Annotated in this window: 19 protein-coding genes and 2 tRNA genes; 19 read left to right on the top strand and 2 right to left on the bottom strand. The window is 67.8% G+C overall.

Features of this window, described 5'->3' with window-relative positions; translation table 11 throughout:
* The first annotated feature begins 83 nt into the window (after positions 1-83).
* The 15 genes from AAF184_08590 to AAF184_08520 all read left to right on the top strand — a co-directional run bounded on the left by AAF184_08590 (position 84) and on the right by AAF184_08520 (position 17,711).
* Positions 84-1,094 (top strand): aspartate-semialdehyde dehydrogenase, encoded by a 1,011-nt coding sequence (locus tag AAF184_08590; protein MEO0422376.1) that lies wholly within the window; start codon positions 84-86, stop codon positions 1,092-1,094.
* A gap of 132 nt (positions 1,095-1,226) precedes the next feature.
* Positions 1,227-4,787, top strand: coding sequence for a FimV/HubP family polar landmark protein (locus tag AAF184_08585; GenBank protein ID MEO0422375.1), 3,561 nt, complete (start codon positions 1,227-1,229; stop codon positions 4,785-4,787).
* Positions 4,788-4,857: 70 nt separating this feature from the next.
* Positions 4,858-5,682 carry a tRNA pseudouridine(38-40) synthase TruA gene (truA, locus tag AAF184_08580; protein ID MEO0422374.1) on the top strand — a complete coding sequence of 275 codons (825 nt, stop codon included), beginning with the start codon at positions 4,858-4,860 and terminating at the stop codon, positions 5,680-5,682.
* A 95-nt stretch (positions 5,683-5,777) separates the two neighbouring features.
* Positions 5,778-6,782: an acetyl-CoA carboxylase, carboxyltransferase subunit beta gene (gene accD / locus AAF184_08575; GenBank protein ID MEO0422373.1), complete on the top strand. Its 1,005-nt coding sequence runs from the start codon at positions 5,778-5,780 to the stop codon at positions 6,780-6,782.
* A gap of 45 nt (positions 6,783-6,827) precedes the next feature.
* Positions 6,828-8,126 (top strand): bifunctional tetrahydrofolate synthase/dihydrofolate synthase, encoded by a 1,299-nt coding sequence (folC, locus tag AAF184_08570; protein MEO0422372.1) that lies wholly within the window; start codon positions 6,828-6,830, stop codon positions 8,124-8,126.
* Positions 8,127-8,134: 8 nt separating this feature from the next.
* The gene (locus AAF184_08565; GenBank protein MEO0422371.1) at positions 8,135-8,830 is read left to right on the top strand and encodes an SPOR domain-containing protein; all 696 of its coding nucleotides are present in this window, start codon (positions 8,135-8,137) and stop codon (positions 8,828-8,830) included.
* Positions 8,831-8,960: 130 nt separating this feature from the next.
* On the top strand, positions 8,961-9,563 hold the full coding sequence (locus AAF184_08560) for a CvpA family protein (GenBank protein MEO0422370.1): 603 nt from the start codon (positions 8,961-8,963) through the stop codon (positions 9,561-9,563).
* 46 nt (positions 9,564-9,609) lie between these two features.
* Positions 9,610-11,190 (top strand): amidophosphoribosyltransferase, encoded by a 1,581-nt coding sequence (gene purF, locus AAF184_08555; GenBank protein MEO0422369.1) that lies wholly within the window; start codon positions 9,610-9,612, stop codon positions 11,188-11,190.
* Positions 11,187-11,501, top strand: a complete 315-nt coding sequence (locus AAF184_08550; GenBank protein MEO0422368.1) for an Hpt domain-containing protein — start codon at positions 11,187-11,189, stop codon at positions 11,499-11,501. Before purF ends, AAF184_08550 begins: the two co-directional genes overlap by 4 nt.
* Before the next feature lie 144 nt (positions 11,502-11,645).
* Positions 11,646-12,377 carry a response regulator transcription factor gene (locus AAF184_08545; GenBank protein MEO0422367.1) on the top strand — a complete coding sequence of 244 codons (732 nt, stop codon included), beginning with the start codon at positions 11,646-11,648 and terminating at the stop codon, positions 12,375-12,377.
* A gap of 48 nt (positions 12,378-12,425) precedes the next feature.
* Complete coding sequence (locus AAF184_08540) at positions 12,426-12,986, top strand: hypothetical protein (GenBank protein MEO0422366.1); 561 nt, start codon at positions 12,426-12,428, stop codon at positions 12,984-12,986.
* 7 nt (positions 12,987-12,993) lie between these two features.
* The gene (locus tag AAF184_08535; protein MEO0422365.1) at positions 12,994-14,952 is read left to right on the top strand and encodes a hypothetical protein; all 1,959 of its coding nucleotides are present in this window, start codon (positions 12,994-12,996) and stop codon (positions 14,950-14,952) included.
* Positions 14,949-15,452, top strand: coding sequence for a Rab family GTPase (locus tag AAF184_08530; protein MEO0422364.1), 504 nt, complete (start codon positions 14,949-14,951; stop codon positions 15,450-15,452). The genes AAF184_08535 and AAF184_08530 overlap by 4 nt, the downstream gene beginning before the upstream one ends.
* Complete coding sequence (locus tag AAF184_08525; GenBank protein ID MEO0422363.1) at positions 15,449-17,032, top strand: ATP-binding protein; 1,584 nt, start codon at positions 15,449-15,451, stop codon at positions 17,030-17,032. Before AAF184_08530 ends, AAF184_08525 begins: the two co-directional genes overlap by 4 nt.
* Positions 17,033-17,042: 10 nt before the next feature.
* Positions 17,043-17,711 carry a tRNA-(ms[2]io[6]A)-hydroxylase gene (locus AAF184_08520; GenBank protein ID MEO0422362.1) on the top strand — a complete coding sequence of 223 codons (669 nt, stop codon included), beginning with the start codon at positions 17,043-17,045 and terminating at the stop codon, positions 17,709-17,711.
* Here AAF184_08520 and AAF184_08515 read toward each other — a convergent pair.
* Positions 17,708-18,439, bottom strand: coding sequence for a UDP-2,3-diacylglucosamine diphosphatase (locus tag AAF184_08515; protein ID MEO0422361.1), 732 nt, complete (start codon positions 18,437-18,439; stop codon positions 17,708-17,710). The genes AAF184_08520 and AAF184_08515 overlap by 4 nt on opposite strands.
* A gap of 37 nt (positions 18,440-18,476) precedes the next feature.
* Complete coding sequence (locus tag AAF184_08510; protein ID MEO0422360.1) at positions 18,477-19,058, bottom strand: peptidylprolyl isomerase; 582 nt, start codon at positions 19,056-19,058, stop codon at positions 18,477-18,479.
* Positions 19,059-19,821: 763 nt separating this feature from the next.
* Between AAF184_08510 and cysS the strand changes: the two genes are divergently transcribed.
* From cysS to AAF184_08490, 4 genes are all read left to right on the top strand, one after another.
* Positions 19,822-21,258 (top strand): cysteine--tRNA ligase, encoded by a 1,437-nt coding sequence (gene cysS, locus AAF184_08505; protein MEO0422359.1) that lies wholly within the window; start codon positions 19,822-19,824, stop codon positions 21,256-21,258.
* A 5-nt stretch (positions 21,259-21,263) separates the two neighbouring features.
* Positions 21,264-22,001, top strand: a complete 738-nt coding sequence (gene bla / locus AAF184_08500) for a subclass B1 metallo-beta-lactamase (protein ID MEO0422358.1) — start codon at positions 21,264-21,266, stop codon at positions 21,999-22,001.
* A 71-nt stretch (positions 22,002-22,072) separates the two neighbouring features.
* Positions 22,073-22,149 (top strand) — tRNA-Pro (locus AAF184_08495).
* A 54-nt stretch (positions 22,150-22,203) separates the two neighbouring features.
* A tRNA-Arg gene (locus AAF184_08490) sits at positions 22,204-22,280 on the top strand.
* The last annotated feature ends 238 nt before the right edge of the window (positions 22,281-22,518 follow it).

Raw genomic sequence — 22,518 nt, 5'->3', positions numbered from 1 at the left:
CGCGTGATGGATGTGACCCAGTTGTTGGTTTCGGGGTGCACCGTGCGACACCATAACGCCCGTTTGCCCGGGGTTTGGCCCAAATGAGCCGTGAACTGAACGTCGCCGTGGTCGGCGCCACCGGTTTGGTGGGGCGCACGATGTTGTCGATTCTGGAGGAGCGACGCTTCACCAGCGGTCGCGTCGTGCCCGTGGCCAGCGCTCGTTCGCGCGGTCGCCAGCTGACGATTCGCGGCGAGCAGGTGGCGGTGGAGGTGCTCGAGGAGTTTGACTTCGCGGGGATCGATATCGCGCTGTTCTCACCCGGCGGTACGGTCTCCGGTGAATACGCGCCGAAGGCCGCAGCGAGCGGTTGTATCGTCATCGATAACACCTCGCGATTTCGCTACGACGACGATGTGCCTTTGGTGGTGCCGGAAGTGAACAGCGAGGCGATCGCCGGTTGTCGGGAGCGCAACATCATTGCTAACCCGAACTGTTCGACGATCCAGATGGTCACGGCCCTGCAGCCGATCTACGCCAAGGTGGGTATCGAGCGCATCAACGTGGCCACCTACCAGGCGGTCTCGGGCGCAGGTCAATCGGCCCTGGGGCTGTTGGAACGCCAGGCCGAGGCTGTCGTCGCGGGGCGACGGCCCGAGGAAGCGGTGCCGTTGGCGTTCAATGCGGTGCCACAGATCGACGTGTTCGAGGACAACGGGTACACGCGCGAAGAGATGAAGATGGTGTGGGAGACGCGCAAGATCCTCGGCGACGAGCAGATCGCCGTGAACCCCACCGCGGTACGGGTGCCGGTGCATTACGGCCACAGCGAAGCGATCCACCTGGAGACGCGCGAACCGGCCGCGGTGGCGCAGGTGCGCGAATGGTTGCGCGAGGCCCCTGGGGTCGAGCTGATCGACGACCAGGACGGCGGTTTTCCCACCGCCTGGAGCCACGCGGCGGGCCGCGATCCGGTGTACGTGGGCCGCGTGCGGCGCGATCTCACGCACCCGCGCGGCATCGACATGTGGGTGGTATCGGACAACGTGCGCAAGGGCGCCGCCCTCAACAGCGTTCAAATCGCTGAGGTTTTGGCCGATTCCTACTGGTAGACTATAGTTAAATAACTCTCTTCACAGGGATTGTGAACAGTTGCGGACCCGGCGGGAACGTCACCGCTGCCGTCCCCTAGGCCCTGACGCTCGCGTCGGGCCACAAGCAGATCCGGGCGTTCGGGAGTAACCATGGCGCGTGTTTGCAAGCTCTTGTTAGGGACGGTGCTCACTGCACTGTCGGGGACCGCCGCTGCGTTGGGCCTGGGGGATATCACCCTCAATTCCGGCCTCAACCAGCGCCTCGACGCGCAGATCGAAATCGTCGCTGCCCTTCCCGGTGACCTCAACGAACTGGAAGCTACCCTCGCCTCGCGCGAGTTGTTCGCCCAGTACGGCATCGACTATCCACAGTTTCTGACCACGCTCACGTTCCAAGCCACACGAACGGCGAACGGCGAGGACGTGCTGCAGGTTCGGTCGGACCAGCCGATTACCGAGCCCTTCGTCACCTTCCTGGTGGAGGCGAACTGGCCGCGCGGACGCCTGCTGCGCGAGTACACGGTGCTGCTCGATCCGCCGACCTTCCTCCCCGGTGAGGCCGACGCGGGCGTCGCGCCGGCGGTCAGCGGCGGTAGCGCTGGCACGTCGAGCAGTGGCGGCATCATCGGTGGCCCGACGAATTCGTCGCGCTCCACGGCGTCCTCCACGCCGCCGCCGGTGGCCCCCCCGGGCAGGGTGAGCCGCGGTACATCCACGGGTAGCCGCAGCAGCAGCAACGGCATTCAGACCGGCGCCGAGTACGGGCCCGTGCGTCGGGGCGAGTCGTTGTGGAAGATCGCGGCGCGGGCGCGACCTAGCGGTGCCAGCCTCAACCAGACCATGATGGCGATCTATCGCCAGAACCCCGATGCCTTCCTCGGCAACATGAATCTACTGCGCCAGGGGTCCACCCTGCGCATCCCCACGGCGGACGCCATCCGCGGTGTGAGCACCGGCGAGGCGGCTGCCACGCTGGTGGCCGATACGGCGCGTTGGCGCGGTGAACCATCTTCGTCCTCAGCGGCGTCAGCGCCCACGGCGTCCACTCGGACTGCCGCGGCGGCGCCGGCCACCGCGCCGGCCGCTACCGCACCGGAGCTTCAACTAGTCGCCCCGGAGGGCGGGGATTCGGCCGCCCTGGCCCGCGATCTGGATGCAGCCCGTGAGCAGAACGAAGCCCTGCAGAAGACGGTGCAGGAGCAGCGTGCGCAGCTGGAGCAGGCGCAGGAGCGGCTGCGGATACGCGATGCCGAACTCGCTGCGCTCGAGAGCCGCCTGCGCGAGGCGGGGGCCGGTGATGCGGCGCTCGCCGCCACGCCGGATGCGAGCGACGAGGGCCAGCGGACCACGCCGGGGGCAACCCTCGACACGGACACCGGCCTGGTCGACGCCGACACGCAGGTGACCGACGCGGTCGACGTCGCGACCTCCGGGGAGGAGGCCGAGGCAACGCTGGCTGACCTGGTCGACGAGGCCGCAAATGACGAGATGGCCGGTGACGCGGTGGCCGTCGAAGGTGGCGAGGAGTCCACCGAAGACGGCGAGGCCGCCGCTGCGCCCGCCGCGGACACCACCGTGGCCGAGACGCCTGCGCCGAGCCGCGATGCGGTGACCACCGTCACGACGCCACCCGCCTCGTCCGGCGGGCCCCTCGACTTTATCTTCGGCCTGCTGGGTAACACGTTCCTGTGGTTGGCCGTCGGCCTTGTGGCGCTGTTAGGTGCCGGCGCGATCGTGCTGCGCAACCGCGCGAACACCAGCGACGAGACGCTCGATGAGCTGGGCGCGTTCCCCGAAGACGACGCCGATCTCGACGCCACCCTGGCCACCACCATGGGGACCACGGCATCGACGCCGCTGCCGGGCGTGGAGGGCGATCGCAGCTTCACGACCACGATCGACACGGAATTGCCGGAGGATGATCAGGAGCTGGCGCGCACCGCGCTGGTCGATCCGGCTGCTGACGACACCTCGAAGGTCAGCATCTCCCAGCCCATGGAAGTGGGCGAGTTCAGCGACACGGGCCAGTTCGAGGCGGTGGGAACGACCACCTCCGCGAGCACGCCGATTCACGAGCCGACCCAGCTGATCGATATCGGTGACGGCGGTGAGGACGGCAACGACCCGATGTCGGAAGCCGACTTCCACATGGCCTACGGGCTGTTCGACCAGGCCGCTGACCTGATCAACAAGGCGCTCGAGGCGGAGCCCGATCGCAAGGATCTGCAGGCCAAGCTGCTTGAGATCTACTTTGTCTGGGGCAACAAGGACGCCTTCCGCGAGGCGGCCGAGCGACTCAAGCCGTCGCTCTCCGATGCCGAGGGCGGCTGGGAGAAGTTCGCCATCATGGGGCGTCAGATCTGCCCCGACGACGATCTATTCGTGACCGAGGGCGGGGATGGCGCGGGCGCCGTGGCCGATCTCGACGTGGGGCTGCAGACCGCCTCGACGCCGCAGGACCTGAGCCTCGACACGTCCTCGACCGGCGGCGACGACGATGTGCTGGACATCGGCCTCGACGAGCTGCCGGAGGTGCCCGAGCTGGGCGTCGACGAGGAGCTGCACGCGCTGGTCGGCGATGGGACCGGCGGCGCCGCGGGCGCCAGCGACGATGGTGCGCTCGACATCGACCTCGACCTGCCACCGCCGCTGCCGGACGAGGATGAAGAGGATACGGAGGTCAAGCTCGAGGACATCGGTGTGCCCGAGGTGACCCTCGATGATGGCACCCTGGACGCGGACGGTGACCTCGAACCCGATGAGGAGCTGACCGAGATCGCGCGCAAGCTCGAGGAGCGCATGGCGCCCGCGAGCGGTGGCGCCGACAACCTCGACCTCTCGCTCGACCTGGGGCAGACGATCGCGCCGGAAGCGCCGCCGGAGACGAGCGTGCGCCTCGACATGAATGAGGAGGAAGACGACGGCTTCGGCGACTTCTTCGCCTTCACCGGCGTGGTCGACGAGAGCGAATTGCCGAAGGAGGAGGAGCCACCGCCCGAGGAGCACGTGCTCGATGCCAGCGGTGACCTGCTCGGGCTAGCCAGCACCGGCGAGTTCAAGATCGAGTTGCCGGAGGAAGACCACTCGCCCTTCGAGGTGACCGAGGAGCTGCCGCAGGGCGACGTCACGGGCAAGAACCTCACCCTGCGCGATGGCGATGCCGAAGGCGACACGGAACAGCAGCCGGCCTTCGAGTTGCCCGGTGGACTGTCCCTCGGCGATGAGACGCAAGAGGGCTTCATGCTGCAGCCTGCAGACGATGATCCCGATGCGGCGGAGAACACCGCCCTGATTTCGGCGGCCACGATGATCGGCACGGATGGACCTGCCGGCGGCGAGAGCACGGTGGAGACGCCCATGGTCGCCGGGAGCGACCCCTCCGAGTCGAGCGTCGCGCCGACGATCCAGATGCCGATCGCCCCCGAGGTGAGCAGCACCGCCGAAACCGTCAGTGCCCAGGTGCTGGACCTGCGTGCCCACGTGGGTGACGGCGACGGCGACGAGACCACTCGGGTGCCGGCCAGCCAGATCGCCTTCCCGGAAGCCGACGACAACGCCCTCGATGAGGTGGGCACCAAGCTCGACTTAGCTCGCGCGTACATCGACATGGGCGACGCCGAATCCGCCCGCAGCATCCTCGAAGAGGTGGTGCAGGAAGGCAGTACCGAGCAACGCGACGACGCGAACACGCTGTTGAGTTCGCTCGGCTGATCGCAAGCAGACTTCACCGCGCCTGGCGAACGCCGGCGCGGTGGCCTATCCCTCCCTCGATGTAGCTGCTGTGGCAAGGATCGCCGTGGGCGTCGAATACGACGGCGCCGATTTCTACGGGTGGCAGATTCAGAAGGACGGTCGCAGCGTGCAGGCCTGCCTGGAGCAGGCAGTGAGCCACGTGGCCGACGAGCCCGTGCGCGTCCATTGCGCGGGGCGCACGGATACGGGCGTGCACGCCACCGCCCAGGTGGCGCACTTCGACACCCAGGCCAGCCGCCCGGAACACAACTGGATCCTCGGCATCAACAGTGCGCTGCCCCGCGACGTGGCGGTCACCTGGGCGCGCGAGGTGAGCGATGACTTCCACGCTCGCTTCAGCGCGGTCGAGCGCGCCTACAGCTACTTCGTTCTCTGCGGCCGAGCGCGCACGTCCCTCTACCGCGAACGCGTGTGCTGGCGACCGGGCGCCCTGGACGGGGAGCGCATGGATCAGGCCGCCCAAGCCCTGGTGGGTACCCACGACTTCAGTGCGTTTCGCGCCGCGGGCTGCCAGGCCAAATCGCCCGTTCGCACCCTGCATTCGCTACGGGTCCATCAGCAGGGGCCTTGGCTGCGGATCGACGTGCGGGCCAACGCCTTCCTCCAGCACATGGTGCGCAATCTCGCGGGTGTGTTGATGGCGGTCGGCGCCGGCGAGGCGGAGCTCGACTGGCCCGCCGAGGTCCTGGCCACCCGGGACCGCACCCGCGGCGGCATGACGGCGCCGGCGGCCGGGCTCTACCTGGTCGATATCCACTACCCGCCTCCCCACCAATTGCCGCCCGGCGTTCCTGTCCGGCTGGGCCCGTGGGCGAGTGCGGATTCTGTCGGCCCGCACCCAAAGCTTGTATGATCGGACGCTTTGTTTTCGCGGGCGTTCTGCGTTCGCGGTAGTCGGTTCGCCAGCGTAGCGAACGCCACTGTGGCACCAGTGAGGAAGACCCAAGAATGAGTTGGATCGAGCGGCTCATGCCCTCCCGTATCAAGACGCGCGGCCGCACCCGCTCCGTTCCCGAGGGCCTGTGGACCAAGTGTCCCAGCTGCGGCGCAGCCCTGTATCGCGCTGAGGTGGAGCGCAATTCCCACGTGTGTCCGAAGTGCGCCCACCACATGCGGGTGGGGGCAAGGGCACGCCTGATGCAGTTCCTCGATCCTGAGGGTCACGAGGAGATCGGTGCGGAGCTCGAACCTAGCGATCCTCTGAAGTTCCGTGACAGCAAGCGCTACAAGGATCGGATCACCGCTGCCCAGCGCGCGACCGACGAGAAGGACGCGCTGATCTGTATGCGGGGCAGCCTCGACGGCATTCCCGTGGTGGCGTGCGCCTTCGAGTTCGCCTTCATGGCGGGCTCCATGGGCTCGGTGGTGGGTGAGCGCTTCTTCCGCGCCGCCGAGGTGGCACTCGAGCACCGTGCGCCGCTGATCTGCTTCAGCGCCAGCGGTGGCGCGCGCATGCAGGAGGCGCTCCTGTCCCTGATGCAGATGGCTAAGACCAGTGCCGTCCTCGCCCGCCTGGCGGAGAACGGGGTGCCCTACATCTCGGTGCTGACCGACCCCACGACCGGCGGCGTCTCCGCGAGCCTCGCGATGCTGGGGGACGTGAACGTCGCCGAGCCGAAGGCCCTGATCGGCTTTGCCGGCCCTCGCGTCATTCAGCAAACGGTGCGCGAAACCTTGCCCGAGGGCTTCCAGCGCAGCGAGTTCCTCCTGGAGCACGGCGCCATCGACATGATCGTCGATCGCCGCCACATGCGCGCGGAATTGGCCTCGCTGCTCTCCAAGCTCACCGGGGCGCCGGCGCGTCCGGCCATCGTGGATGCGGAGGAAGCGGCTGCGGCTGCGGCCGCTGTGCCCGAGCCGCCCCCCGCCGCGGGCGATGAGGGCGAGGGGTCGAACGCGGAGGCGGGCGCCGAGCCACGCGATGGTGGCGCCGAGGGTCGCGTTGACGGCTAGCGGTTGTTGTCGACAACGAGCGACCGGTCTGGGCGCAGGCACGTGGTGAGCAGCTCGACGCCGTTGGCGCAATGGCTAGCGGCCATTGAACAACGTCACCCCACGGCGATTCAGCTCGGCTTAGACCGCATCGGTCGGGTGCTCGATCGTCTCGACCTGAGGCAACCTCGGGCCACGGTCATCACCGTCGCCGGCACCAATGGCAAGGGATCGACAGTCGCCTTCCTCGAGAGCATCTATCGCCAGGCCGGCTACCGCACCGGTGCCTACACCTCGCCCCACCTGCAGCGTTTCAACGAGCGAGTACGTGTGCAGGGCCAAGAGGTCGATGATGAGGCCCTGTGCGAGGCCTTCGCCGCGGTAGAGGCGGCGCGCGGCGCCAACGAACTCACCTACTTCGAATTTGCTACGGCGGCGGCCCTCCTTGTCTTCGCCCGCGCCGAGGTCGATGTGATCGTGCTCGAGGTGGGCCTCGGGGGGCGTCTCGATGCGGTCAACGCTGTCGATGCCGCGGCCGCTGCGGTGGTCACCGTCGCCCTCGATCACACCGAATGGCTGGGTGACACCCGTGAGGACATCGGCTGGGAGAAGGCGCACGTCTACCGGCCTGGCGCGCCCGCCGTGTGCGGTGACCCGGATCCGCCCCAGCGCCTGTTGGCACACGCCGCGCAGATCGGGGCGCCGCTGCAGGTGGCGACCCGCGACTACCGCTGGACGCTCGAGGGTGAGACTTGGGATTTTCACGGCGCCGCTGGCACGCTCGAGGCGTTGCCTCTGCCGGCCGCGAGCGGCGCCTTCCAGCTGCACAACGCATCCGTAGCGCTGAGCCTTGTGCAGTCCTTGCAGGGCCGCCTCGTCGTGTCTCGGGAGGCGATCGCCAACGGTCTGACCCAGGTGGAGGTCAGCGGGCGTCTGCAGCGACGGGGCGGCCCCGTCACCTGGTTGTTCGATGTAGCGCACAACGTTCAAGCGGCCCAGGCACTGGCGAAGGCGCTGCAGGAGGAGGAGAGCGCCGGCCCCGGCCGGACCCTCGCCGTCTTCGGTATGATGCGCGACAAGGACATCGACGGCGTGGCGCGCGTGCTCACGCCCCTCGTGGACGAGTGGTGGATGGCCAGCCTGCCGCCCCCGCGAGGCGTGCAAGCACAGGCGCTGGAGAGCGCCGTGGCCGAGGCCGCGCTGGCGCTGGGAGCGCAGAGCAAGACCCATGTGAGCGCCTCGGTGGACGCGGCCTGCGCCGACGCCCACGCGAGCGCACAGCCGGGGGATCGCGTGGTGGTGTTCGGCTCCTTCTTGACCGTCGGCCCTGGGCTGGCGGCTTACGCGGCGCTGGCAGAGCGCTGAGGCATGCGATGGAACGCCGACAGCAGGAACGCCTGGTAGGGGCCGTAGTGGTGGTGGTGGCCGCCGCCGTCGTCGTGCCGTGGTTGCTCGACGGCTCTCCGGAGCGCTGGGCCGCCGAGGGGCGCGAGCCGCCGTTGGAGCCACAGCGCCTGCCGCGGCGTAAGATCCATTTGGACGAGCCCTCCACCGCGCCCGCGGTAGCGCAACCTATGCCGCTCGGCGATGGCGAACCCGAGGCTCCCGAACCCGTGGTGGAGGAACCTAGCGCCGCGGTGACCGACTCGCCTGGCGGGCAAACTGAATCGCAGGAGGGCTCCTCGTCGGGCCGCGACGAGCGCGAGCCTCAGGTCGCCGTCGCCGCGCCCGAGCGTCGTCCCGAAGCGACCACCGAGGCCTCGCCGCCGCCTGAACCGATTACGCCACCGCCCGTCGCGCCCGAGCCCGAGGCGCCGGCCCCAGCCGGCGTCGACACTGGCTGGGCGGTGCAGGTGGGGAGCTTCCGCGACAAGGGAAATGCCCAGGGGTTGGTCGATACGCTCTCTCGCAAGGGGTATCGTGCGTTCCTGTCGCGCCACACGCGCGCAAACGAGGTGTGGTACCGGGTGCGCGTCGGCACGGAGCAGACCCGCGCGGGCGCTGACGGCGTCGCCGCGCGCTTGCGCCGCGATGGGCAGCTGGTCGCCACGGTAGTGCGTCACCCATGAGGCGGTCACCTTTGTTCAAGTCGTGTTCAGCAGCGGTCGATCAGAATGGACCTTGCCGTCGCGCGATCGCGCCTCTTGTAACAGGCGCATTCGGCCACATCTCAGCCGCCGTCAGGCGAGGAGAGCTTCGATGATCTTCGTGGATAACATCATCATTGCCGTGATCGCGATCTCCGTGCTCATTGGTCTCTTTCGTGGCTTCGTGCCCGAGGTGATGTCCATCGTGGTGTGGGTCGCCGCCGTGTTCCTCTCCTGGCAGTACGCCGATCTGGTCGCTGTGCGCCTGGAGCCCCACGTGGATTCGCCCGTCCTGCTGACGTGGCTGTCGCGGGCCATCACCTTTGCCGGCGTGCTGATCACAGGAGGGGTGACCACATCCCTGGTGTCGCTGCTGGTGGAGAAGACGGGCCTCTCCGGCACCGATCGCATGCTCGGGATGGCCTTCGGGTTCGCCCGCGGTGTGCTGGTGGTGGGCGTGCTGGTGATCTTCGCCAACGCGCTGGAGCTGCCGCAGGAGAGCTGGTGGGACGACTCGGTGCTGATCCCTTATGGCGAACGCGTGGCGGGCGTGTTGCTCACGGTGCTGCCGGAGGACGTCAGCGCCAAGCTGCCCGATGCCATGCAGCAGATGGAGCAGGCCGCGGATGTGCTCGGCAACGCCACGGAGGCGGCCGAGGCGCTCGAGGAGGCGGCGCGGGAGCGCCTCGAGGCGATCGAGGACGCGACCAACTAGCGCCGGCGGGCGTACAATTGGCGAACTTGACGGCAGGAAGGGCGTTATGTGCGGTGTAGTAGGGATCGTGGGCCGCAGGCCGGTTAACCAGATCATTTACGACGCGCTGACCGTGCTCCAGCACCGAGGTCAGGACGCCGCGGGCATCTGCACCATCGACGACGATGGCTACCTGCGCGCCCACCGGGGCAACGGCTTGGTGAAAGACGTCTTCCGGCATCGACAAATGGTCGATCTCGCCGGCCAGGTCGGCATCGGCCACATCCGCTACCCCACGGCGGGCGGTTCCAGCGCCGATGAGGCCCAGCCCTTCTACGTCAACAGTCCCTACGGCATCTGCCTCGCGCACAACGGCAACCTCACCAACCTTGCCGAACTCAGCCAGGCCCTGATGCGCCAGGAACTGCGCCACCTGCGCACGGGCTCAGACTCCGAAGCACTGCTGAACGTGTTGGCGCAAGAACTGGTAACCCGCGCGCGACCCACGATCGATCCCGAGGACGCCTTCGCCGCCGTGCGCTCCGTGCACAAGCGCTGCCGAGGCAGCTACGCCGCCATCGCCCTGATCACGGGCCACGGGGTGCTTGGCTTCCGCGATCCCCATGGGCTGCGCCCGCTGGTACTCGGCAGTCGCAAGACGAGCGAAGGCTCCGAGTACATGATGGCGTCCGAGAGCGTGGCCCTCGATATCTGCGGCTTCGAATTCGAGCGCGACGTGCGACCGGGCGAGGCGGTGTTCATCGACATGGCCGGACGATTGCACTGCGAGGTGTGCACCGAGCACGTGGTCGAGCACACGCCGTGCATCTTCGAGTATGTCTACTTCGCGCGGCCGGATTCGATCATCGATGGCATCTCCGTCTACCGTGCGCGCATGCGGATGGGCGAGAAGCTGGCCGAGAAGATCGCCCGCGAGCGCCCGGATCACGACATCGACTGCGTGATTCCCGTGCCGGACACGAGTCGCACGGCTGCCCTCGAGGTGGCCCAGACCCTCGGCGTCAAATACCGCGAGGGCTTGGTCAAGAACCGCTACGTCGGGCGCACCTTCATCATGCCTGGGCAGGAGATCCGCAAGAAGTCCGTTAGGCAGAAGCTGAACACCATCGGCCTGCAGTTCCGCGACAAGACGGTGCTGCTGGTGGACGATTCGATCGTCCGCGGCACCACCTCCCGGCAGATCATCGAAATGGTGCGCGAGGCAGGGGCCAAGCGCGTCTACTTCGCTTCCGCCGCGCCTCCCGTGCGCCATCCGAACGTCTACGGCATCGACATGCCGACGCCTCACGAGCTCATTGCCCACGGCCGCAGCAGTGAGGAGATCTGCAAGGCGCTCGGCGCCGACTGGTTGATCTACCAGGAACTGGAGGATCTGGTGGACGCGGTGAAGTGGAAGACTTCGCCCGTGCAGAAGTTCGATACCTCCTGTTTCTCCGGCGAGTACGTCACGGGGGACATCACGGAGGAGTATCTGCACTGGCTGCACGAATCGCGCAGCGACGATGCCAAGACCCGTCGTGAGGCCGGGCCGGCACCGCCGAGGCCGAGTGCCGCCGCCCCCAGCAGCGACGGCGCCGGCGCTCAGGCCGGCGACGCACCGGCCTTGAGAGGAGTAGGTAACGGATGAGCGATGCGGGCGGCCAGGACGGCCAATCGAGCGGCGCCGATCAGGACCTGGCCGAGCTGACGCGCGGCTTTCTTCGCCGCAAGCAAGAGGAGTTCGTGCCCCTCAGTCGCGGGCCTCGCCTGGATCTCGAGGGGCTCGCCAACGCCGCTCATCGTCTGCGCGGCTCCGGCGGGGCTTACGGCTTCGATGTCCTCAGCGACATCGCCGAGCGCCTGGAGCAGGCCGCGGCTCGCGAGCAGCACGATGCTGCCCGCCAGGCCCTCACTGAGCTGCTCGCGCTGCTGGACAGCCTGCAAGCCCAGACCCCCTGAAGGCGCCCGCGGGCAGGTCGCCGCGTCGCTATTCCCGCCGCATCCTGGTATACACTTCCTCACTATCGAGCCCCAAACATACCAATTGGGTGACGGCTGGCCGTTACGCGGTCACGGATAGCACGTAGCGCAAGGGGAGGCGCGATGCGGATCGCCGTACTTGAGGATGACCAGGATCAGTCCGCCATCGTCCAGCATTGGCTGGAGGGCGCGGGGCACTCCTGTAGTGTGCGGGACAGGGGCGAGACATTCCTGCGCATGGTGCTGCACGAGAGCTTCGATCTCCTGCTGATGGACTGGATGCTGCCCGGCGAGGCGAGCGGATTGGAGATCATGCAACGAGTGCGCGAGAGCGGCCGGGACTATACGCCCGTGCTCATGACCACCGCACGCGATGAAGAATCGGACATCGTGGCCGCTCTGAGCGCCGGTGCCGACGACTACATGGTCAAGCCGCTGCGCCGCTCCGAGCTGCTCGCCCGCGTCGGCGCGCTCGTGCGTTTGGCGCGCGGCGGCCGCACCAGCCAGGAGCTGCCGGACACCGCTCCCTACCAGATCGATCAGAAGGGCAAGAGCATCAGCCTCAACGGCGAGGCGGTCACACTCACCCATCGCGAGTTCGATCTCGCCGTCTTCTTGTTCACCAACGCTGGGCGCGCGCTCTCGCGCGGGCACATCCTGGAGTCGATCTGGGGCATGCCCAACGCCGACCTCAACACGCGTACGGTGGACACGCACATGAGCCGCCTGCGCCGGAAGCTTTCCATCGGCGAGGACAACGGCTGGAAGCTCACCGCCATCTATCAGCATGGGTATCGCCTAGAGCGCCTGTCCTCCGCTGACGAACCAACGGACGACGCGCCGACCACCGCGTGATCGCGGTACTTTCATTCATCGCTCGTGTTGCCCCCAGGGAGTAGCGCCGTGGCATCGCAGGAACAACAGGTCGAAGAGCAGGCGGAGAAGGACGGTCCCGAGGCCGGTCAGCAGATCGATAAGATCCGCGAGATCATCTTCGGCGTCCAGATGCGCGACTACGAGGAGCGCTTCAAGCTGCTCGAGCGCCAGCTTACGGACCGTACGGAACAATTAGGTAAGCAGCTTGCACAACGGCTCGAATCCCTCGAGCAGCAGATGCGGGCGGATGTGGGGCGCCTCGGCGATCAGCTGGCGAGCGAGGCCCGCCAGCGCGGCGAGGAGCGCGACGTGGCAGCCGCTGCCCTGCGCGATGCCGACGCTGCCATCAAGGCGCGCCTCGAATCCGTCGCCAAGAGCGGCAACGAGGAGATCGGTGAAGTGCGCGAAGTCATCCAGCGCAACAGCGCCGATTTCCACGATGCCCTGATGAACCTCAGCGAACGCCTGGACAAGGCCTTGGCGCAGACGGCGGATACGCTGGAGGACGTGAAGGTGTCCCGCGACGATCTGGCCGGCCTGCTGAGCGATGTGGCCCGCCGCCTGCGGCGAGAGAACGACTCGGCCTAAGCCTGTGGTGACGCGCTCGCCGCCGCCGGAGATCTCGTCGGCCTCGCAGGAAGACGAAGCGGAGCGGCACCTCGAGGCGCTACGGGAGATCCTCTCCGGCGCGGATCAGCGCCGCCTGGACGAGCTGGCGCGACGCATCCAGGAGCGACAGCTTCGCGCGGACGACGTCGCCGACGTGCTCCCCGAGGCCTTCATCCGCGAGTTCGACCGCTCCCCCGCGCGGCTCACGGAAGCGGTTCGAAAGCCCATCGAGCACACCTTGCGCGAGGCCGTGCGCAACGACCCGCGGCCGATCGCTGATGCGATCTTCCCCATCATCGGCCCCGCCATCCGTCGCTACATCACGGCGAGCGTGCGCTCTCTGGCGGAGTCCTTGAGTCGCACGATCGAGCGCGGGCTCTCGCCGCGGCGCCAGCTGGCCTGGCGCCTGAAGGCGTGGCGTTCGGGGGTGAGCTTCGGCGACTACGTGCTGCAGCGAACCTTCGTCTACCGCGTCGAGCACGTCTACCTCATTCAGGCCGGCAGCGGCTTGCTGATCGGCGAGGCGCACCACGACGACTCGCCCGCGATGGATGGCGATGCCATCTCGGGCATGCTCGCGGCCCTGCAGAGCTTCGTGCTCGACTCCTTCGAGCTCGGCGATGATCGGCGGCTGGAGACGGCGCAGCTCGGCGACTTTACCCTGTGGGCCATCCACGGCCCCCACGCGATGCTCGCCTGCGCCATTCGCGGTATGCCCGGCGACGATCTGCGCGAGCGCCTGGCGTCGTCCCTCGACTCCATCCACCTGCGTTTCGCGAGAGCGTTGGAGAGCTTTGACGGCAGCGAGGCGGCGCCGCCCGCCGTCGAGGAGGAGTTGGATGCGTGCCTTTACCTGCGTCGCGCCGACGAGGACTCGGGCGAAGGCAAGCGTCGCATCGGGTGGCCTGTGTGGGTGGCACTGATCGTGTTGGTCGCGCTTACCGCGCGCTGGTTGGTGAGCGAGGTCACTTATCGCATGGCCGAAGGGCGCCTGACGGAAGTATTGGCCGAAACGCCGGGCGTGGTCGCCACGGATGTGGCACGCGACGGTGCAGTGCTCAGCGTGCACGGACTGCGCGATCCTCTGGCGCCCACGGTGGTCGAGCTTGCCGCCACAGCGCAGGTGGGCCCCCTGGAGGTGATCGATGAGACCGAGCCCTACCAATCCCTCGAGCCGGAACTCGTGCTGCAAAGACTCAGTCGCGCCCTGGATCAGCCTAGCTCCGTGGAGTTGAGCTTGGACGATTCCATCCTGCGCGTGGCCGGCGTTGCCGACAGCGAGTGGGTGGAGATGATGAACCAGCTGGTGCTGGTGTCCCCAGCGATTGCGGATGTGGACACGACCTTGCTGCGCGTGTCGGACGAGACCCTGCTGGAAACGGTGCGCCGCCTGCTGTCGCCGCCGGGCCAGGTCATCCTCGGGGTGAAGGAGGCGGTGCTGGAGGTTCGCGGCGTGGCGCCGCTCGCGTGGGTGCGCGATGCCGCCGCGCGCGGTCCGCAGATCGCGGGCGTTCGCGGGATCGACTTCAGCGCCGTCGAGGTGGCGGAGGTGATCGAAGCGCGCAGCCTCGTCGATCGCGTGAGCGAGGCAGAGATCTACTTCGCGCGCGGCAGCGCCGACTATCGCGAGGGCGGCGCGGGTGCGGTGGCAACCGCTGCCCAAGACTTGCGTCGCCTGCTGCGCCTGGGCGAGGAGCTGGAGCGTTCCGTGGCCATCGTCAGCATCGGCCGCACGGACGGCCTCGGCAGTAGCGATGAGAACCGGGCGTTGCGCGAAGCGCGGGCCGAGAAGGTGCGCACAGATCTAATTGCGGCCGGCGTACCCGCCGCAGCGGTGTCGGCGCGCCCTGCGGGCGATGCGGCCAGCGAAGACGAACAACTACGTAAGGCGGAGATTCGGGTGGAGATGGACCTCAGCCCCTACCAAGTGACCTCGACCCCATGAACGCGGTCACCAAGCATAAGATCTGTTTGCTGGGCGATGTGGGCGTTGGCAAGACGAGCCTCGTCGCCCGCTTTGTCCATGGCGGTTATTCAGCGGACTACCTGACCACCGTGGGCGTGAAGATCGACACCAAGACCGTGGAGCCCCCGCGCGGCGGCGCCGTCAAGTTCGTGATCTGGGACATTGCCGGCACGGAGGCGCTCTCCAGCATCGACCGCACCTACACGCGCGGTGCCTCGGGCTTCTTCCTGGTGGCCGACGGTACACGCCCTGCTTCCCTGGACGTGGCGGCGGGCCTGCACGAGCAGTTGGACGATCAGCTGAAGGGGCTCCCCTTCGTGCCGATCATCAACAAGCGCGATCTCGCGACGGAGCTCGCCGAGCAGTCCATGCAGCGCTGGCGCGACGCTGGCTTCGGTGCCGTCACCACCAGCGCGCGCACGGGCGAGAACGTGGAGTTCGCGTTCGCCCAGCTCGCCATGCAGATCGCCCTGTCATGAGCCGCCTCGACGCGAGCGCCCTGCCGCCGGCGGCGCAGTTGCTGCACACCCAGCTGCTGACCCAGTGTGGCGAGCAGGGCGTGCTCTGCCTTTCCCTCGACGGCCGCTACGCTGTGCGCGGGTGGCTCGGCGAGCCGTCGCGCTTCGGCCTTGGCGATCTCGTGCGAGGTATGGACGTGCGCGCCGGCGCCCCCTACCTCGATCATTTCGAAGACGCGGGGCGCTTGACCCTGCCGTTCGTGAACATCGGTGAGCACCGCGCCGTGCACCTGCACGTGCTGCCCGACGGTACCGAGAGCCAAGCGGCCGGCAGCGGTTGGCACGTGCTGTTCGCAGACGCGGACGGCGAACTCGTGCGCGAGCGGGATGTGCAGCAGCGCGAAAACGAAGCGCGTGCCCGCAGCCAGCGCTTGCAGGGGCGGTTGGTCGAGGCCACGGCCCAGGGCCAACTCTGGCGCGACCAGGCCGAACAGGCTCGCGCCGCCACCTGGCGCCTCGCCGGGATGCTCTCGCACGAGCTGCGCACGCCCCTGAGCGCGATCGCCGGCTACGCACGCCTGCTGGAGCAAGCGCTCGAAAGCGTGCCCGAACAGCGCGACCACGCTCGCGTCATCTCGCGCAGCGCCACGCACATCGCGGGCCTTATCGAAGCTACGCTGGAGCAGTACCGTCGCGACAGCGCCGAGGTGTCCGTCCACCCCCAGCCCACCGACGTGCGCGCCCTGGTGAGTCACCTCACCGCCTTGCTCGCGCCCCTGGCCGCCGACAAGGCCTTGGGCTTCGCCGCCTTCGTCAGCCCGGAACTGCCCGAGCGACTACACCTCGACGGCATGCGTCTGCGCCAGATGCTACTGAACCTATTGGGTAACGCGATCAAGTACACGGAGGAGGGCGGCGTGCGCCTCGACGTGCACTGGGAAGACGAGGGACATCAGCTCGAGCTCGCCGTGGCCGACACGGGCCCGGGCATCCCGGCGGAGTTGCGCGAGCGGGTGTTCGAGCCCTTCGATCGCGCCGGTCGCGAGGGACAGGACGGCACGGGCCTCGGCCTGCACATCTCCCGGCTCATCGCCCAGCGCATGGGCGGCGGCATCAGCCTGGACGACACCGCGCCGGGCGAGGGCAGCCGCTTCGTCATCCGTATCGTGGCCGACCCCATCGCCATGGGCGCGCAGGCCGAGGCGCTGGATGCCGACATCGACCTGCAACCTGGCGACGTGCTCGTGGGCGAGGACGACCCCGATCTCGCCGCCCTGTTCAAGATCTTCCTGAGCCGCGCCGGTTTCCGACCGACCTTCGTGAGTCGCGCCGATGCGCTGGTCAAGGCAGTCGGCAAGCAGCCGCCCCAGCTGGTGCTGGTCGATCTGAACCTCGAGAGCGGCGACGATGGCCTCGCTGCGGCGCGCCGCGTGCGCGAGGACGGCTACACCGGGGCGATCGTCGCGATGAGCGCCACCGACGTGTCGGTCCGTGAGGACGCGCTGGCAGCGGGCTGCGATGAGTTCCTGGTGAAGCCGATTCCCCCCGAGGACCTGCTGGCCCTCATGTTCGAGGTGCTACGCCGCCGCGCCGCGGGCTAGAATCCGCGCCGTGAACGCACCAAACCTCAGTGCCCTGCTGGCGGACGACGCCGACGTCACCGATCTCCTCGCCTGCGCCACCCCGGCCAGCTGGCTGGAGGCGGCCGCGGGCAATCTGCCCGTGCTGCTCATCGATCACGCCAACTGCGAGAAGAAGGCGGCCTCCACGGCGATGGCGCTGCTCTTTCGCTATCCCGAGAAGTCGCAGCTCTGTCACTGGATGTCGCGCCTCGCCCGTGAGGAGCTCAGGCACTACGAGCAGGTGGCGAAGCTGCTGGGGACTCGAAACATCCCGTGGCAATCCGTGCCCGCGTCTCGCTACGCCGAGGGCCTGCGCGCGTGCGTGCAGCGTCAAGACCCGCAGCGTCTGGTGGACATCCTGATCGTGGGGGCGCTGATCGAGGCGCGCAGCTGTGAGCGTTTCCAGGCCCTGGCCCCGCACCTGGACAATGAGCTTCAGGCCTTCTACACAGGGCTGTGTGCGGCGGAGCGTCGCCACTTCCAGAGATACCTGCGACTGGCGCGCGAGGAGGCGCAGGGCTGTGCCATGCCCGAGTCGGCCTTGTGCGAGCGGATCGCGGTGTTGGTGCAGGCGGAGCGAGAGCTCGTGCTCAGCCCTGATGCGGGCTTCGCCTTCCACTCCGGTGCGCCGGCGGGCGCGGCGGTCGTGGCCTCCTAGCGGCGCATCTCCACCAGCGCCAAGCCCTCCGGATCCCAGCGCACCACGCTGCCCTGATCGAACCAGTCGCCCAGTACCACCCGGGTGCCGATCACGCCATCCTCCAGGGGGAACTCATGGATCGCGGGCCGGTGGGTGTGGCCGTGCAGGAGGAGATCGACATCGTACTCGCGCATCGTGGTGAGTACCGTCTGATGGTTTACATCCATGATCTCCGAGGGTTTGCGCGCCGTGGCCGCACGGGTTTGCTGGCGGAGCTTCTTCGCCGCGACCTCGCGGAATTTGAAGGGCATCATACGCATCATTCGTTGCCAGGCCGGGTTGCGCACCATGACGCGGAATTTCTGGTAGTCCACGTCATCGGAGCACAGCAGGTCGCCGTGCATCAGCAGGATGCGGTAGCCGTAGAGGTCGATGACCGTAGGCTCTTCGAGCAGGGTGGCGCCCGTGTCCTGACAGAACTGTTCGCCCAGGAGGAAGTCACGGTTGCCGTGCATCAGGTAGACGGGTACGCCTGAGTCGACCAAGCCGCGGATGGCGGACTTGATCTCCGCGTAGAAGGGCGTGGGGTCGTCGTCGCCGATCCACATCTCGAACAGATCCCCCAGGATGTACAGGGCGTCGGCGTCGCGCGCCTCTTCGGCCATGAAGGCCAGGAACTGCCCGCTCACCTCGGCCTGGCCAGGCTCGAGGTGCAGATCACTGATGAACAGGGTGGTGCCGGGCATAGGGGACTGTGCGTCGAGCGAGGGCCGCGTGGGCGCGCTAGGGCACCACCGTCATCTTCTCGATGATGATGTTGCTCTGGGGAACGTCACGGGGCATCGGGCCGCGGGGGCCGGTCGGCACCTCGGCGATGATGTCCAGCGTCTCCATGCCTTCGATGACCTGACCGAAGACGGTGTAACCCCAGCGCCGGGCGTTGGGATTGAGGGCGGGGTTGTCGACGAGGTTGATGTAGAACTGTGCCGTGCCCGAGTGCGGATCGTTGGTGCGAGCCATGGCGATGGTGGCGCGGACGTTGCTGAGGCCGTTACCGGACTCGTTAGGTACGGGGTCGCGCGTCTCCTTCTGTTTCAGCTCCGTGTCGAAGCCGCCGCCCTGGGCCATGAAGCCGGGGATGACGCGGTGGAAGACCGTGCCCTCGTAGAAGCCGTCCTCCACGTACTTCATGAAGTTCGCCACCGTGAGGGGCGCGCGTCGGCCGTCGAGCTGGAGCACGAAATCGCCGTGGGTGGTCTCCACTTTCACGCGCGGAATCGCGACCTGGCCGAACGCTGTGGTGGCGCTCAGGCCCAGGACGAGGGTGGCGGCGAGGGCGGAGAGGATCGTGCGCAGGCCGGGCATGCTGGCTCCTTTATTCTTGCGTCTCGGACACGTGGTAGCGCCGGATCATACCGTCCGATTTGCGCGAGCCAAAACGACTATTCCGAGTGCGAAAAACCCTCAGGTAATCACACTAGAAGAGTTGTCCGGACATTTGTGAGTCGGCTCGCTAGTTGTATCTTCAACGACTTCGCTAAGCATGAGCCATCGGGTGTCGACCGCGCTATCACCCGAATGGGTGATCTGCCTCGCCCTTGTTCGGTATTCGCGGCGAATCCCGCGGATTTGTCGCTCGAGGCACTTCTCTGACGCTCGGGCCCGACCGCATCGCGCCCCTACCATCGAGCCCTCAGCGCCCCCACATATCCCTCAGCGGTGACACTCATGTCGGCAATGACAGGACAGGGGAGTCCTGCCGCGTGACCGATGGACGCCAGGGCCGGGGGCGGTTGTTGCGCATGTAAGGCGGTGATCGCGGCCCTTGCGCTCGGCGGTTCACCGGCCTGGCGGTGGCTCGCGAGGCGTGTGACCGTCTCGTCGCTCGGCCGGCTCGGGGGTGGTCCGGGCAGGCCTTGCTCGGCTGTGCCGGCCGGCGTGGAGCGCTCAGAGGACGAGGGGAGGCCTTTCCCGTGCAGGTGCGCGACAATACCCGGATATCACCGTGGTGGTGTGCGGCCGATGCCTAGCCTCGAGCGGCGGAGGCGGGCGGCCCGGGTCCACCCGTACCGAAGCCCGCACCCACGACGGGCCACAGGACGATTCGAGAAGAACAACCGGAATGGACATGTTGAAGATCCACAACAGCCTCACGCGCAAGCTCGAGCCCTTCGAGCCCATGACCCCCGGCAAGGTGGGCATGTACGTGTGCGGCATCACCGTGTACGACTACCTGCACATCGGCCATGCGCGCATGCTCGCCGCCTTCGACATGGTGTACCGCTACCTGCGCCACCTCGGCTACGAGGTGACCTACGTGCGCAACATCACGGATATCGATGACAAGATCATCAAGCGTGCCAACGAGAACGGGGAGGCCTTCACGGACCTCGCCGCGCGCATGATCAAGGCCATGCACGAGGACTGCGAGGCCCTCGGGCTCGACCGCCCCGTGCACGAGCCTAGGGCCACGGATCACATCGACGGCATGATCGAGATGATCCAGCAGCTCGAGGCCAAGGACCTTGCCTACGCCGCCCCAAACGGCGACGTCTACTACCGTGTGAGCGGCTTCGCCGACTACGGCTGCCTCTCCGGCCGCAAGCTCGAGGACATGCGTGCCGGTGCGCGCATCGAGGTGGACGAGGCCAAGGACGACCCCCTCGACTTCGTCCTCTGGAAGGCCGCCAAGCCCGGCGAGCCCTCGTGGGACTCGCCCTGGGGCGCCGGTCGCCCCGGCTGGCACATCGAGTGCTCGGTGATGTCGACGCGCCTGCTCGGGCGCACCTTCGACATCCATGGCGGCGGTATGGACCTGAAGTTCCCCCACCACGAGAACGAGATCGCCCAGAGCTGCGGCGCTCACGGTGAGCGCTTCGTGCAGATGTGGATGCACAACGGTTTCGTGGAGGTGAACGCCGAGAAGATGTCCAAGAGCCTCGGCAACTTCTTCACCGTACGCGAGGTGACCGAGGTCTACTGGCCCGACGAGGTGCACTGGCTGATGGTGGCGAGCCACTACCGCAGTCCCATCAACTACTCGGACCAGGAACTCGCCGGCGCGCGCGCGTGCCTTACGCGCCTGTACACGGCGCTGCGCGGCCTCGCGCTCCCGGCGGACGAGGCGGGCGCGGAATCGTTGATCGCGAGCCTCGGTGATGAGCCCTACAGCGAGCGCTTCCACGCGGCTATTCAGGACGACTTCAACACGGCCGGCGCCGTGTCCGTGCTGTTCGACCTGGCGCGCGAGATCAACCGCCTCAAGGATGCCGGCGACGGCGCGTCCGCGCTGGCGCACGGTGCGCTGATGAAGCGCCTGGCCGGTGTGCTTGGCCTGCTGCGCGAGTCGGCGGACGAGTGGCTCAAGCGCCCGGCCCAGCCCGTGCCTGCGGAGGCGGCCGCGAGCGCCTTGAGCGACGCGCAGATCGACGCCCTGGTGGTGGAGCGCACGGAGGCCCGCAAGGCGAAGAACTTTGCTCGGTCCGACGAGATCCGCGACGAGCTCGCCGCCCAAGGGATCGTGCTGGAGGACGGCGCCGGCGCCACCACCTGGCGGCGCGGGTGAGGGGGTTGCTCGCTGCCGCGCTGGCCCTGCTCGTGGCAGGCGTCGCCGCGGCACAGTCCGAACCGGACGTGCACCTCTCCGAGCCCCTCGCCGAGGGCGTGTGGATGCACGTGAGCTACCAGCAGACAAAGCGCTGGGGCCAGATCCGCTCGAACGGCCTCGTGGTGGCGCGCGGGGACGGCGAAGCGGTGCTTGTCGACACCGCCTGGAACGACGAGCAGACCCGCGTTCTGTTGGATCTCGTCCGCGAGGAACTCGGGCGCGAGGTGGTGGCCGCCGTCAGCACCCACGCCCACAACGACAAGATGGGCGGCGTCGCCACCCTGCGCGCCGCGGGCATCGCCACTTTCGCCCACCCGGTCGCCAACACGTTCGCCCCAAAGCGCGGCCTGACCCGCGCGGAGTTCGATCTGGCGTTCGATCAGGATGGTGTGACGGCCGAGCCGCGCCTGGCCCCGCTCGAGGTGCTATTCCCTGGGCCTGGCCACACCGTGGCCAACCTCGTCGCCTACGTGCCGGCAGGGGAGGTGCTCTTCGGCGGCTGCCTCGTGCGACCCGGTAACGCGATCAACCTCGGCAACACCGCGGACGGCAACGTCGAGGCCTGGGGCGCCTCCGTGGCGGCCGCCGCCGAGCGCTTTCCCGCCGCCACGATCGTCGTGCCCAGCCATGGCAAGGCGGGCGGCCGCGAGCTGCTCACGCGGACGGTGACCCTCGCCAAGGACGCCGTTGCGAGCGATTGACGGTCCAGGTCCCTCGCCCTATCATTGCGAGTCCCGTGGCCGTTTGGCTCGGGCCGCGGCTCGAAACACGGCGGGGCATGGCGCAGTCTGGTAGCGCATCTGCTTTGGGAGCAGAGGGTCGGGGGTTCGAATCCCTCTGCCCCGACCACGACGACGGCAAGCCAGCGGCGGGGCGGCAACACGGACGGACACCAGCGAACAAGCGCCCGTAGCTCAGCTGGATAGAGCATCGGCCTTCTAAGCCGGTGGTCGCAGGTTCGAGTCCTGCCGGGCGCGCCAAACGCGCAACTTCCGCGACGAGTTGATCCGGCGCGGACGGATTCTTGGGGGAGTCCGAGGTAAGAAGGTCAATGGTGGGCGTAGCTCAGTTGGTAGAGCCCCGGATTGTGAGTCCGGTCGTCGTGGGTTCGAGTCCCATCGACAATATCTATGCCATGCGTGTGAACCCAAGCCGTATCGCCCATCGGAAAATCCGTAATGCCCATGAAATCCATGCGGGCATTCTCGCGCACAGCTT

It is taken from the genome of Pseudomonadota bacterium, from assembly GCA_039815145.1.
In the GTDB taxonomy this organism is placed as follows: domain Bacteria; phylum Pseudomonadota; class Gammaproteobacteria; order Steroidobacterales; family JBCBZW01; genus JBCBZW01.
The sequence above is the reverse complement of the archived record's forward strand: the minus strand, read 5'-3'. Positions and strand labels throughout refer to the sequence as shown.